Below are 13,050 nucleotides of genomic sequence, written 5' to 3' on the forward strand. Positions count from 1 at the left end.
TCAGAACCCGAGCGCCGCCCGCATCACCGCGCGGGCGATCGGCGCCGCGTCCCCGCCGCCGCTGATGTCCCCGCGGTCGGCCGCCGCGTCCTCGACCACCACCGCCACCGCGACCTTCGGCTCCAGGTCGTCGTCCGCCTGCGCCCAGGACACGAACCAGGCGTACGGCACCCCCGAGTTGCCCAGGCCGTGCTGCGCGGTGCCGGTCTTGCCGCCGACCGTGGCACCGCGGATCGCCGCGTTCGCGCCGGTGCCCTCCCGGACCACGTCGACCATGAGCTCCTTCATGCGCACGGCCGTCGCGGGACTCATCACCTGCCGTACCGGCCCCGCGCCGCCCGTGCGGACCGTCTCGCCGGTCTGCCGCACGGTCCGCTCCACGAGGTACGGCGGCCGGGCGAGCCCGCCGTCCGCGACCGTCGCCGCGACCATCGCCATCTGCAGCGGGGTGGCCCGGGTGTTGTACTGCCCGATCGACGACAGGGCCAGCTGCGCCTTGTCCACGCTCGTGTCGAAGGTGCTCGGCGCGACGGTGAACGGGATCCGCAGCCGGGTGTCGTTGAAGCCGAACGCCTGCGCCGTGGCCGTCATGTCCGCCGCCCCCACGTCCACGCCCAGCTTCGCGAAGACCGTGTTGCAGGACCACTCGAAGGCCGCGCGCAGCGAGGCGTCCGCGCAGCCGTCGCCCTCGTTGGTCAGCCGGGTCCTGGTGCCCGGCAGCCGGTAGGGGTCGGGGGAGTCGGTCGGTGCGTCCAGGTCGGTGACCACGCCCGCGTCGAGGGCGGCGGCCGCCGTCACCACCTTGAAGGTGGAGCCCGGCGGATACGTCTGCCGTACCGCCCGGTTGAGCATCGGCTTCTCCGGGTCGTCGTTCAGCCGTGCCCAGGCCGAGGTCGCCGCCTCGCTGTTGCCGGACAGTTCGGAGGGGTCGTACGAGGGGGTGGAGACCAGGGCGAGGATCCGGCCGGTCGCCGGTTCGATCGCGGCCACCGCGCCCTTGCGCGAGCCGAGTCCCCGGTAGGCGGCCTCCTGGGCGTACCGGTTCAGGGTCGTGACGACGTTCCCGGCCGGGTTCTGCGACCGGCGGGTGCCGTTCCACAGCGGGAACGGCGCCAGCAGCGGGTCGGTCCCGGAGAGCACCGCGTCCTCGGCGTGCTCCAGGAACGTGGTGCCGTACAGCTGGGAGGCGAAGCCGGTGACCGGGGCGTACAACGGGCCCTGCGGATAGGTGCGTTCGTAACGCAGCTGCTCCCCGCTGTCCCGGGAGCCGGTGACCTTCGCGCCGCCGACCAGGATGTCGCCGCGCGGCAGGCCGTAACGGGCGATCGAGGCACGGCGGTTGGCGGGGTTGTCGTCGTACTCCCGGGCCTTGAGGACCTGGACGCGGGCCGCGTTGACGAGGAGGGCGAACAGCAGCAGGGCGCACAGGGCGCGGGCCCGCCGGACGTACCTGGCCGTACCGCCCTGCCGGCGGCCGTACCCGGCGCCGGCACTCATGGCGCCACCCGTCCGTCGTAGTGGCGGCGGGCCGAGTCGCTCACCCGGATCAGCAGGGCCACGATCGCCCAGTTGGTGACGACCGAGGAGCCGCCCTGGGCGAGGAACGGCATCGCCATGCCGGTCAGCGGGATCAGGCCGGTCACCCCGCCCGCGATCACGAACACCTGGAGGGCGACGATCGAGGCGAGCCCGACCGCGAGGAGCCGGCCGAAGGGGTCGTGCAGGGCGAGGGCGGCCCGGTAGCCGCGCTCGACGAGCAGGCCGTAGAGGAGGAAGATCGCCGACAGTCCGGCGAGACCGAGTTCCTCGCCCGCGGTGGCCAGGATGAAGTCCGACTTGGCGGCGAAGCCGATCAGGACGGAATGGCCGAGGCCGAGCCCGGTACCGACGGTGCCGCCGGCCGCGAACGCGAAAAGGGACTGGGCCAGTTGGTTCGGACCCTGCCCGGCCTCGATCGAGGCGAACGGATGCAGCCAGTCCGCGATGCGGCCGTGCACATGCGGTTCGAGGCGGCCGACGGCCAGCGCACCGAACACCGCGAGCAGCAGGCCGACCGCGATCCAGCCGGTGCGCCCGGTGGCGACGTACAGCATCACGACGAAGAGGCCGAAGAAGAGCAGCGAGGTGCCGAGGTCGCGTTCGAGGATCAGAACGCCGACGCTCACCAGCCAGATGGTGAGGATCGGGCCGAGCACCCGGCCGGTCGGGAACTGCATGAACCACAGCCGGCGGCCGGAGTACGCGAGCGCGCCGCGGTTGGCGGCCAGATACGCGGCGAAGAACACCGCGAGCAGCACCTTCGCGAACTCGCTCGGCTGGATGGAGAATCCGGCGACCCGGAGCCAGATCCGGGCCCCGTTGACGGCCGGGAAGAGGATCGGCAGGAGCAGCAGGACGAGGGCCGCGGCGACGCAGAGGTACGCGTAGCGCTGCAGCACGCGGTGGTCGCGGAGCACCAGCACGACCAGGATGAACAGGCCGACGCCCAGGGTGGACCAGACGAGTTGGGCGGGGGCCGCGCGGTCGCCGGGGGTCTGCAGGTCCAGCCGGTAGATCAGGACCAGACCGAGTCCGTTGAGCAGCACGCCGATCGGCAGCGGCAGCGGGTCGGCGTACGGGGCGCGCAGACGTACCGCGAGATGGGCGACGAGCGCGAGGACCCCGAGGCCGGCGCCGTAACCGGCGGTGCCGGGCGGGACGGTGCCGGTCCTGGCCAGGCCGACCGCGCAGTAGCCGTACACGCAGAGCAGGACGGCCAGCACGATCAGGGCCAGCTCGATGCCACGGCGCCGGGGGAGGCGCACGTCGGCGGCGGGGGCCGCGGTCGCCGCCAGGGTGGTTCCGGCCTTGGTCATGTCCGGAACTTACCCACATAGCGGGAGTTTCTGGTCTTGTTGTGTCAGCGTGGCGTACGACCGTGTGGTGTGCAGTTCCCCGCGCCTCTGAAGGGGCGCTTGTGCGACGCCCCTTCTTTTGGGGGCGCAGGGAACTGCGCGACCGGCCACGTACCACCCGCAGCCGCGCAACCCGCCGTCCGCCCCCTACGGGAGCGTCAGCGTCGCCACGGCCCCGCCGTCCACCGCGTTGGCGAACGACAGCCGCGCCCCCAGCACCTCCGCCTGCCCCACCGCGATCGTCAGCCCCAGCCCGTGCCCCTTCGCCCCGCCCTCCGTCCGGAACCGCTGCGGGCCGTGGGCCACCAGGTACTCGGGATAGCCGTCCCCGTGATCCCGCACGGTGACCTCCTTCCCCTCCACCGTCAGCACCACGGGCCCCCGCCCGTGCCGGTGCGCGTTGGCGACCAGGTTCCCCAGCACCCGTTCCAGCCGCCGTCGGTCGGTCTCGACCCACACGTCCCGGACGACCTTGACCTCGGTCTCCGTCCCGGACGCCCGCACCACCCGCTCGGCCAGCGTGCCCAGCGCCTCCGCGTCGCTCTCCAGCCGCTCCCGGCCCGCGTCGAGCCGGGAGATCTCCAGCAGGTCCTCGGTGAGTGTGCGCAGCGCGGCCACCCGGTCCCGCACCAGTTCCGTCGGCCGCCCCGGCGGGAGGAGTTCCGCCGCCGCGTGCAGCCCTGTCAGCGGCGTGCGCAGCTCGTGCGCCACGTCGGCCGTGAAACGCTGCTCGCTCAGCAGCTTGCCCTGCAGCGACGCGGCCATCCCGTCCAGCGCCGCGGCGACCGCGGCCACCTCGTCCTGCGACCGGGTCGGATCCTCGGTACGGGGGTCGTGCACCCGGGCGTCCAGGTCACCGGCGCTGATCCGCCGGGCCACCAGCGCGGTGCCGTGCAGCCGCCGCGTCACCCGGGTCACCGCGAACGCGCCGACCAGCAGCGTCACCCCGATGGCCGGCACCGACGACCAGAGGATGGAGCGGTCCAGGCCGGCGATGGTGCGGGCCTGCTCGGTGTAGTCGACGGCCACCGCGAGCGCCCGGTGCCGGTCGGCGGGGCCCGCCGCCCACATCCAGGGGTGACCGTCGTCCTGGGCGACCATCGTGCCGCGGTCCCCGGCCAGCGCCAGCGCCCGCAACCGCGCGGGCAGCCCAAACGGATCGAGGCCGGCGTCCCGCGGCAGCGCGGCCCCCGCCTGGTACGCGGCCGTCGCCTCAGCGAGCCGGGCCAGCGCCTGCTCGCGGGCCTCCGCGACGGTCTGGTCGGTGACCGACACATGCACCAGGACGCCGAGCAGCGCGGCCAGCGCACAGCACATCACCGTGATGAACGCGGCCGACTTCGCCGCCAGCGTCCCGGCCCAGTGGGGGAGCCTCATCGCGCGCCCGCCGATGCGGATGCGGACGACGCCGATACGGACGACGCCGACGCCGATGCCGAAGCGGACGGGGTGCCCACCGGTATCGGTCTGCGGGTGCGGTGCCCCCTGCCGATGCGCAGGAACTCGTCCTGGAAGAACACCATCGCCTTCCGCTGCGGGTCCCACGCCCAGGTCGTCCGGTACTCGTACCCGCTGATCCCGGCCGGTGACCGCACGATCACCGTCCGTCCGGCCAGCTCGACGCCGATGATCGCGTCGTCGTCGTCGAGCACCCGCACCAGCCGGTGCCCCTCGACGGTGTACACGCGCAGCGCGGTCTGGTTCGTCGGATACAGCCGGAAGCCGACCGTCAGCTCGTCCCGCCCGTCACCGGTCAGGTCCCGGTAGTACGGCTTCAGCAGCGAACACCCGGCGCCGCCGCCCCGGGCCCGGCACTTCCGCATCCGCGTCGCGGTGTCGTGATACGCCCCCGCGGACCCGTAGTCCGCCGGGTCAGAGCCGATCTCCGCCTGTACGACGGCCACCGGATCCACCTTATGGATGTCGTCGCCGGGAACCGTGATGTCCTTGACCGTCTCCGCGCTGCCCTCGTCGTAGGGCCAGGCCGGGCTGGACGCCGGGCGCAGATCCGGCCAGAGCTTCGCGGGGCTGATCGCGGTCGGTGTCGCCCCAGCCCCGCGCAGCCCGCCGGAGTCGCCGCAGCCGGCCGCGGACACCGCCAGCAGGGCGACGGCGGCCGCGGCGACCGCGGTACGGCGGACAGGACGACGGGCTGGCACGCTGCTCCTGGCTGTGGCTGTGGCTGTGGCTGTGGCTGTGGCTGTGGCTCTGGCTGTGGCTCTGGCTCGGAGGTCTTCGTAAGGAAGTCCTCTTTGCGCCCGGGGTCGCCGGCGCAGGGGAGAGGCTACTCGGCGAGTTCTTCCAGGAGACGGGCGGTGGACAGACCGGCCCGCAGATACGCCACGAACAGCTCGTTGTGCAGCGCCCAGGGCGAGCGCCGGTCCCGCACCAGCCGGATCGCCTCCTCGACGGTACGCCCCTGGTGCACCAGCGCCTGCGCGACCACGAGCCCGGACCGGTTGTACCCGCTGTAGCAGCGCACCAGCACCGACCGCCCCGCGTCCAGGGCCTCGCTGGCCGCCCGGGCCAGCCGCATCACCCCGGCCAGCTGGGTACCGTCCAGCGGCCCGTCCGGTATCGGCCACACATGGTGCTCGACCTGCTGGTCGGGCCCGTGTCCGGGCAGCCGCAGCAGGCTCTGCACCACATCGAACTCGTCCCGCACCACGGCGGGCTCCAGCCGCCCCGAACGCCCCCGGAACTCATGGCCGCCCATCCACAGGCCGGGCAGCACCTCGCTCCAGGGACTGTCCGGAGCCGGCACGTCGTACTGTTCCCCACGGATCCGCACCCGGCGCCTCCCCGCTGCGCGCGCCAACCCCTGTCAAAGGTAGCGGGGTTCTTGCCCCTGGAGCACCCCGCCTGTTCCCATGGTCGGGGGTGATGACGCAATGAGCGGACTGCGCGTCGTGCCGACCTGGAGGCACGGCCAGGAGCGACTGTACGTATGCCTCACGGACGGAAGGAACGTCGCCTGGTACGACCGTGAGGCGGGCCGGGTCAACCTGCTCAGCGAGGAGCGGCGGGACGACGTGCTGGAGACCCTGAGGCCGTTTCTGACCGGCCCGGTCACGATCGGCCCGCCGCCCGTGCCCACCCCTGCCGAACTGGCACGGCTGGCCCTGCATCCCGACGACGACCTGGCGCCCAACCGCCCCGGCGAGGCGCTGCTGGTCGCTCTCGACCGGGACCCCGGCCCGGCGCGCCGCCTGCGCCCCGATCCGCGCCGCCGCGCCCTGACCGCGGAACAGACCGTCGGCGACGCGCTGGACCGCCTGGACGGCGCGGGCTGGCACGCCCTGCACTCCGTCCCGCTGCCCGGCGGCGACCGGCTGCACCACCTGCTGATCGGGCCGGGCGGCCTGTTCTGCGTGCACTCCCTCTACGCCCGGAAGCAGAAGGTCCTGGTCGCCGACCCGATGATCACACTGGGGCGCCGGGATCCCAAGCCCCTCCTGCGCCGTCTGCGGGCGGACGCCGACCGGGCCTCGTACGCCCTGACGGCGGAGGTCCGCCCGCTGCTCGCCCTGACCGAACCGGCGGACATCGCGCTGATCGCCCCGCCACGGGAGGTCCGCATCCTCCGCGACCGGGACCTGGACACCCTGTCCCGCCTGGGCGGCGTTCTCAAGCCGGCGGACGTGGAGGCCCTGCACGCGATGGCACGGGACCGGAACACGTGGGTGAGGGTGTAGGACCGCTGGCGGTGCTGGCGGTGCTGGCGGTGCTGGCGGTGTCGGCGGCGTTGACGACATCTGCGGTGTTCGCGGCGCCGGCCGTGTTCGCGGCGCCGGCCGTGTTCAGGGCAGGGCCGACGCGTGCTTCGCGTCCAGCAGCGGAGCCAGCAGATCCCCGTGGTCCTGGACGCGTGGCGCGATGTCCCCGGCCCGGAACACCAGCTGGTCCGCCGCCCGGCACTCCGTGACCTCCTCCCACGTCACCGGCGCCGACACCGTCGGCTCCCGCCGTGCCCGCACCGTGTACGGCGTGGCCGTCGTCTTCCGCCCCGCGTTCTGGCTCCAGTCCACGAACACCTTCCCCGGACGCAGACTCCGCGTCATCCGGTGCACCACCAGCCGGGGCATCGCCCGCTCGGCCTCCACCGCCAGCCCCTTCGCGTACTCGCTCACCCGCTCGCTGGACGCCCCCCGCACCGCCGCGAGCAGATGCAGCCCCTTCGACCCGGCCGTCTTGGCGTACGCCTCGATCCCGTCCGCCGCCAGCCGCTCCCGCAGCCACAGCGCGACCTCACAGCACTGCACCACCGTCGCCGGCGCGCCGGGATCAAGGTCGAAGACGATCCGGTCCGCCTCGTCCGGCGTCCGCACCAGCCACTGGTGCGTGTGGAACTCGGCGACCAGGTTCGCCGCCCACATCAGACTCGCCAGGTCCTGCACCAGCACCATCCGGGCCGCCCCCTCCGACCGGCGCACCTCGGCGGTCGTGACCCAGTCGGGCGTACCCGGCGGCACGTTCTTGGCGAAGAACACCTGGCCGTCAGGACCGTCCGGGTACCTGAGGAACGAGACCGGCCGGTCCCGCAGGTGCGGCAGCAGGACCCCGGCCGTCGTCGCGTAGTAGTGCAGCAGCTCGCCCTTGGTGAACCCGGTCGCCGGATACAGCACCTTCTCCAGATTGCTGAGCACGACCCTTCGCCCGTCCACCTCCGTGATCGGCGTCATAAGATGACAATCTCATATAAAGGCATCTGAACCGGACGGAGGGCAGCCGCACGTGCGATCCATCTGGAACGGCGCGATCTCCTTCGGGCTCGTCACCATCCCGATCAAACTGGTGAACGCCACGGAGAGCCACTCGATCTCCTTCCGCCAGGTCCACACCGAGGACAACGGCCGCATCCGCTACCGCAAGTTCTGCGAACTGGAGGACCGCGAGGTCACCCAGTCGGAGATCGGCAAGGGGTACGAGGACGCCGACGGCTCGATCATCCCGGTCACCGACGACGATCTCTCCCACCTGCCCATCCCCACCGCCCGCACGATCGAGATCGTCGCGTTCGTCCCGGCCGACCGGATCGACCCGCTCCAGATGGACGCGGCGTACTACCTGGCGGCCTCCGGCGCCCCCGCGGCGAAGCCGTACACCCTCCTGCGCGAGGCCCTGAAGCGCAGCAACAAGGTGGCCATCGCGAAGTACGCGCTGCGCGGCCGGGAACGCCTCGGCATGCTCCGGGTGGTCGGCGACGCCATCGCCATGCACGGCCTGCTCTGGCCGGACGAGGTCCGCGCGCCCGAGGGCGTCGCCCCCGATGTGGACGTCACCGTCCGCGACAAGGAACTCGACCTCGCGGACGCCCTGATGGACACCCTCGGCGAGGTCGACCTCAAGGACCTGCACGACGAGTACCGGGAGGCACTGGAAGAGGTCATCGCCGCGAAGGCGGCCGGTGAGACCCCGCCGGAGGCCCCGGCCCCGGCGGCGGGCGGCAAGGTCCTCGACCTGATGGCGGCCCTGGAGAAGAGCGTGCGGGCGGCGAAGGAGTCGAGAGGCGAGGAAGCGGAAGTCACCCCGATGCCGAGCAAGAAGCCGGCGGCCGGGGCGAAGAAGACCGCGGCCAAGAAGTCACCGGCCGCGAAGAAGACGGCGGCGAAGAAGTCGACGACGGCGGAGAAGGCGACGGCCCAGAGATCCACGGCCAGGAAGTCGACCGCGAAGAAGACGCAGGCCAGGAAGACGGCTTCTTCGCGCAACCGCTCCGCGTGAAAGCGGCACCGGTCGGACCCCGCATCCGCCGGCCGCTGTCAGATCCGCACCCTGTACGCCGATCGGTGCTGGCCCCCGGCCCACGGCCCACGGCCCACGGCTCCCGGGGCCTTCTGCCGCACCGCCGGGCAGTAGCCGACCCGCGAACGTTGGTTATCACCGATCGAAATAGTGCATATTTCAACAAATCGGTGGATATGGGGCGAACGTCGCGCAATGCTGGGTGGCAGGGGAAGCCCCGCCGCACGGCGGGTGGACACCCGGACAGCATCTCCCCACCTGTGAAGGCATCGTCATGCGTGCACTGAACTTCCATCTGCCCCAGACCCGGGTACGCGCCCCCGTGCCGGAGGGCCGAAGGCTCGCCGACAGGGCCGGGGCCGCCTCGGCCCCGCTGGAGGGGAGGCATGCCCCCGGCACGGCCCCCCTGCTGTCCGCCGCCGACTGCGGACTGCTCCTGCTCAGGCTGACCTTCGGACTGCTGATGGCGGGCCACGGGGCGCAGAAGCTCTTCGGCGTCTTCGGAGGATCGGGCCTCGCGGCCACCGGCAGGGGCTTCGATGCCCTCGGCTACCACCCGGGCAAGGTCTTCGCCCTGATCGGAGGCCTCTCCGAACTCTGCGGGGGCCTCGGTCTGGCTGTGGGACTGCTCACCCCGCTGGCGGCCGCGGCCGTCATCGGCGTGATGATCAACGCCATGGTGACCGTGAGTGGTGCCCACGGCCTGTGGAGCCAGGACGGCGGAGTCGAGTACAACGTCGCGATCTGCGTCGTGGCCCTCGCCATCGCCGCCATCGGCCCGGGCCGGCTGGCCCTCGACCGGTTCTTCCCCTGGCGCTCGGGCGGCTGGCTCGCGGCCGCCGTCGCACTCGGCCTGGGCGGCATCGGTGCCGCGATCGCGCTGAGTATCTGACTGTCCGAAGGTCTGGCTATCCGGGTATTTGTCCGAGCAGTAGGACCGGTGGGCCGGCCGGCGCCCTGCCGCGCCGAGACTCCAGAGCGGCCGTCACGTTCATCAGGGCATCTCCTGGCGGGCTCGGGCCGCCTCGATGTCCGGGACATGCTCTTCGGCCCAGAGCCGTACGGCGCGGAGCGGGATGAGCAGCGAGCGGCCCAGCGGTGTCAGGGCGTACTCGACGCGGGGCGGGTTCTCGTCGTACTCGTGGCGGCTGATCAGGCCGTCGGCTTCCAGGGAGCGCAGGGTCTCGGTCAGGACCTTCGGGGTGATGCCCTGGATGTACCCCTTCAGCTCGGTGAACCGGCGGGGTCCGTCGTCGAGGGCGTTGACGACGAACACGGTCCAGCGGGCGCCGATACGGTGCAGCACGGTGCGGCTCGGGCAGGTCGCCGCCATCACGTTGTACGCCTTGCCCATCGCTGCTCCCGTCCGCTGTTCCTGGTTCCGTTGAAGATACCGGTATCAAATCCATACCGTGGCACCCGATCCTACGAGAGGGAGTGAGACGCATGGAGCGGATCCTGGTCATCGGCGGTGCACGGGCGCTGGGCGCGGCCGTCGCGAGGCGTGCGGTGAAGGACGGGTACGACGTCGTCGTCGGGGCCCGCGATCTGGCCGCGGCCGACGTGCTGGCGCGCGAGATCGGCGCCACCGCGGTGCGGGTCGATCTGCAGGACGAGTCGACGCTCGCGGCCGCGGCGGAGCGGCTGAAGGACGGAATCGACCACATCGTGACGACCGGCTCTGCGCCGCACGACGTTCACGCGACCGAGCTGGATCGCGACAGGCTGCTGGCCGCGTTCACGGCGAAGGTGATCGGCCCGATGCTGGTCGCCAAGCACTTCGCGCCGGTGCTGCGGCCGACCGGGTCGATGGTGCTGTTCTCCGGTGTGGTCGGCTGGCGCCCCGGGCCGGGTTCACTCGTCAAGGGGGTCACGAACGGGGCGGTCGAGTACGCCGCGCGCCACCTGGCGGCGGATCTGGCGCCGGTACGGGTCAACGCCGTCTCGCCCGGTGTCGTGGACTCGGGCGCATGGGATCGCCTGGGTGACAGCAAGTCCGCCTTGTTGAGCAAGAGCGCGGCCGGGACCCTCGCCGGACGCCACGGCGAGGCCGACGACGTCGTCGACACGGTGATGTGGCTCCTTGGCGCGGGCTTCGTCTCCGGCGAGACGATCCACGTCGAGGGCGGCGCCCGCCACAAGTCCGCCTGAGTCCGAGGCCCTGTCGTTCGGCTCGTCCCGCGTCGCGGGGCTCGGCCCGCATCCCCCGAGGGGCCCGGCGGCGTTGTCGTCCCCCGCCGCCTTGCCGCTGCCCGCACCAAGCCCCGCTCGGGACGGTCGAGAGGCGAGGCACCGCACAGCCGGCCCGACCCGAACGACAGCGCCCAGCGAAGGCCCCGCGTGCCATGGAGGTGTCGGATCTTCACCGCACGCGGGGCCTTAGTGTCTCCCCCGTCATGGCCGACTGACCGTTCACGGCAGGCGGCTGCTCCTCGAACGTGTCCGCTCCGCCGCACCGTCGCCCAGTGAGGTCGTCTCGTCGGCCCGCACGGTTCCGCACTCCGCGAAGCAGGTCGCGAAGCAGGCCGCGGCCCGGCGGCGTCGGGGCCGCGGGCGGAGGGGCATCACACGGCGAGGCTGAGCGGCCACCGCCGTTGGAGGGCGGCTCGCTGTGGACGCCAAGGGCGGCAATGCCCCGTCAGCCGTGGTTGTTCGGAGCGTGAGCCCCGGCGGGCACCACGCTCGGCGGGGCGGCACGGAAGATCTCGGCCACCGCCGTGTTGGCGAACGTCACGACAGCGACGGCACTTGCCGCGACGGGATGACCCACCCCGTACAGAGCGGCGGCACCACCGCCGAACACCAGCGCCTTCACCATCAGCACCAGCGGAAGCCGCGGCCGCAGCCGGGCCCGGGGCGCGGCGAACAACCCCCAGACCACGCAGGCCAGCAGCGGTGTTCCCACGCCGAGCAGGATCCGGAGAGCGCCCTGATGCCCCGCACCAAATCCCCACCAGCCCAGAAAGCCCAGCGTCGCGAGCTCGATCAAGAACGCCAGGACTTCGTTGGCGCCGTACCAGGGCCGCGCCCCGAACCCGGCCGTACCACCGGTGTCCCCTGCCATCCGATCCTCCCGTTGCTCGGCGCGCCCAGCATGACACGGCCGGGTGAGCGGAAGGTCGTCGAGACATTTCTGCGCAGCGCTGGCAAACGTGCAGCGTCACCAGCGCCAGGGGACCTACCGCCTTGACAGCAAGGGCTCACGCATTCACCGCATGTGTGCGGGCGAGCGGCGTCGTTACGGCTCTGCTTTCCGGCCCCTTTCCGCGTTCGAGGAGCGGATGCGATGCGGCGACGGCCGAGGACGAGTCGCACAGATCGGCACGGATCCGGCGCTCGTGCCGGCCGAACTCCCCGGGCAGGCCCGCGTGCCTCAACACCGTCCTTGGACAGCTTGATGCGGAACTCGGGCGCTCCCCGAGACGGTCCGACGCCCGTCTTCACGACCGGGGAAGGCGATCGCCTGATGCGCGCGGCACACCGGATTCACAAGCTGGGCGACGGCGTCACGGTCGCCGGTCGCGCGACGGACGTGGCCATCGAGATCGTCCGTGACAAGGACGGTTCAGTGGTCGTGTTGCCCGCGGTGGCCGCGGTGGCCGCGGTGGCCGCGGAGGCGTGGGCCCGCCATCACTCACTCGGCGAGTGGTGGCGGGCCCCGAATCCATGTCCGTCCACGACGCCATGGAGCCGATGCCGGTGAGTCAGGCCCACCGTGTACGAGATCCGCTTGCCCGTTACGGACCGTTCCTCCCCGGCGTACGGGTCAGCAGTTCCACTTGGACGAAAGAGGGCTGTAGTTGTTCGCGAGACGGACGAACTCGTGCCTCGAGACGCAGCCGCCAATGGCGCTGACGTAGCCGGCCTGCCGGTACATCGTCACTCCCAGCCCCGAAGTTCCGTTGTTGTAGACGGCGTACGTGAACTTCCCGTCCGCCACCCACGAGCAGTTGTTCCAGGAGTAAGCATCGTCCTTCCACTTGCACATCTCCGAGTAGGAATTGTCCTGAACGTGCCAGGCGCAGAAATACTGGCTGGGGCATTCGTTCGTGTCGATGGGGAAGGCAGCCGGCGCTGCCGACGCCGAAGTCGCGGTCGAGGCGGTCATTGCCCCGACGGCGACGGCGGCCGCTGCGGTAAACCGTGCCAGGCGTGAGCGGATCAGCATCTCTCTCCTTTGGTCGGATCTGGTCGGTGCCTCAGGCGGACCCGGAAACGCGATCACCTTTCGTGATCTGTCGGGTGACACCCTTCGGGTTCTTGACGGGATTGCAGAGTGACCAGGTAGCGCTGCTCTCGGGGGGCGTCGTACGAGGTCGTGCGCGGGACGGCTGGTCGCACCGGGAACGGTCCGGCACTTACGTACGTGTGGCGTTGCCCAGCCCCACCAGGCGCGCCGCCCCGGTCGGGA

Annotated in this window: 13 protein-coding genes; 4 read left to right on the forward strand and 9 right to left on the reverse strand. The window is 71.9% G+C overall.

Annotation, left to right across the window (positions count from 1 at the left end; genetic code table 11):
* The 5 genes from LQ326_RS37470 to LQ326_RS37490 all read right to left on the reverse strand — a co-directional run bounded on the left by LQ326_RS37470 (window position 1) and on the right by LQ326_RS37490 (window position 5,685).
* A complete protein-coding gene (locus tag LQ326_RS37470) occupies window positions 1–1,497 on the reverse strand; it encodes a peptidoglycan D,D-transpeptidase FtsI family protein (RefSeq protein WP_234543534.1) in 1,497 nt (498 codons plus the stop codon).
* Window positions 1,494–2,855 (reverse strand): FtsW/RodA/SpoVE family cell cycle protein, encoded by a 1,362-nt coding sequence (locus LQ326_RS37475; protein ID WP_234543535.1) that lies wholly within the window; start codon window positions 2,853–2,855, stop codon window positions 1,494–1,496. The genes LQ326_RS37470 and LQ326_RS37475 overlap by 4 nt, the downstream gene beginning before the upstream one ends.
* A 186-nt stretch (window positions 2,856–3,041) precedes the next feature.
* Window positions 3,042–4,271: a sensor histidine kinase gene (locus LQ326_RS37480; protein WP_234543536.1), complete on the reverse strand. Its 1,230-nt coding sequence runs from the start codon at window positions 4,269–4,271 to the stop codon at window positions 3,042–3,044.
* Entirely contained in the window at window positions 4,268–5,053 is a 786-nt protein-coding gene (locus tag LQ326_RS37485; protein WP_234543537.1) for a hypothetical protein, read from the reverse strand. The genes LQ326_RS37480 and LQ326_RS37485 overlap by 4 nt, the downstream gene beginning before the upstream one ends.
* 125 nt (window positions 5,054–5,178) lie before the next feature.
* Window positions 5,179–5,685 carry a protein-tyrosine phosphatase family protein gene (locus tag LQ326_RS37490; protein WP_234543538.1) on the reverse strand — a complete coding sequence of 169 codons (507 nt, stop codon included), beginning with the start codon at window positions 5,683–5,685 and terminating at the stop codon, window positions 5,179–5,181.
* A gap of 100 nt (window positions 5,686–5,785) precedes the next feature.
* On the opposite strand from LQ326_RS37490, the gene LQ326_RS37495 reads away from it, so the two are divergent.
* Window positions 5,786–6,589 (forward strand): nuclease-related domain-containing protein, encoded by an 804-nt coding sequence (locus LQ326_RS37495; RefSeq protein ID WP_234543539.1) that lies wholly within the window; start codon window positions 5,786–5,788, stop codon window positions 6,587–6,589.
* A 105-nt stretch (window positions 6,590–6,694) separates the two neighbouring features.
* Here the strand turns inward: LQ326_RS37495 and ligD are convergent, their stop codons facing one another.
* Complete coding sequence (ligD, locus tag LQ326_RS37500) at window positions 6,695–7,576, reverse strand: non-homologous end-joining DNA ligase (protein WP_234543540.1); 882 nt, start codon at window positions 7,574–7,576, stop codon at window positions 6,695–6,697.
* 52 nt (window positions 7,577–7,628) lie between these two features.
* On the opposite strand from ligD, the gene ku reads away from it, so the two are divergent.
* Together ku and LQ326_RS37510 are read left to right on the forward strand one after the other, a co-directional pair.
* Window positions 7,629–8,618, forward strand: coding sequence for a non-homologous end joining protein Ku (gene ku / locus LQ326_RS37505; RefSeq protein WP_234543541.1), 990 nt, complete (start codon window positions 7,629–7,631; stop codon window positions 8,616–8,618).
* A gap of 394 nt (window positions 8,619–9,012) precedes the next feature.
* Window positions 9,013–9,531, forward strand: a complete 519-nt coding sequence (locus LQ326_RS37510) for a DoxX family protein (RefSeq protein WP_372497052.1) — start codon at window positions 9,013–9,015, stop codon at window positions 9,529–9,531.
* A 102-nt stretch (window positions 9,532–9,633) separates the two neighbouring features.
* On the opposite strand, the gene LQ326_RS37515 is transcribed toward LQ326_RS37510, so the two are convergent.
* Entirely contained in the window at window positions 9,634–9,993 is a 360-nt protein-coding gene (locus LQ326_RS37515; protein ID WP_234543542.1) for a winged helix-turn-helix transcriptional regulator, read from the reverse strand.
* 92 nt (window positions 9,994–10,085) lie between these two features.
* Here LQ326_RS37515 and LQ326_RS37520 point away from each other — a divergent pair, with 92 nt between their 5' ends.
* Complete coding sequence (locus LQ326_RS37520) at window positions 10,086–10,790, forward strand: SDR family NAD(P)-dependent oxidoreductase (RefSeq protein ID WP_234543543.1); 705 nt, start codon at window positions 10,086–10,088, stop codon at window positions 10,788–10,790.
* Window positions 10,791–11,277: 487 nt separating this feature from the next.
* On the opposite strand, the gene LQ326_RS37525 is transcribed toward LQ326_RS37520, so the two are convergent.
* Window positions 11,278–11,703, reverse strand: coding sequence for a YrdB family protein (locus tag LQ326_RS37525; protein ID WP_234543544.1), 426 nt, complete (start codon window positions 11,701–11,703; stop codon window positions 11,278–11,280).
* A 702-nt stretch (window positions 11,704–12,405) separates the two neighbouring features.
* Window positions 12,406–12,807, reverse strand: a complete 402-nt coding sequence (locus LQ326_RS37530; RefSeq protein ID WP_234543545.1) for a hypothetical protein — start codon at window positions 12,805–12,807, stop codon at window positions 12,406–12,408.
* Window positions 12,808–13,050 lie beyond the last annotated feature (243 nt).

This window comes from Streptomyces shenzhenensis, assembly GCF_021462265.1.
Lineage (GTDB): Bacteria > Actinomycetota > Actinomycetes > Streptomycetales > Streptomycetaceae > Streptomyces > Streptomyces shenzhenensis.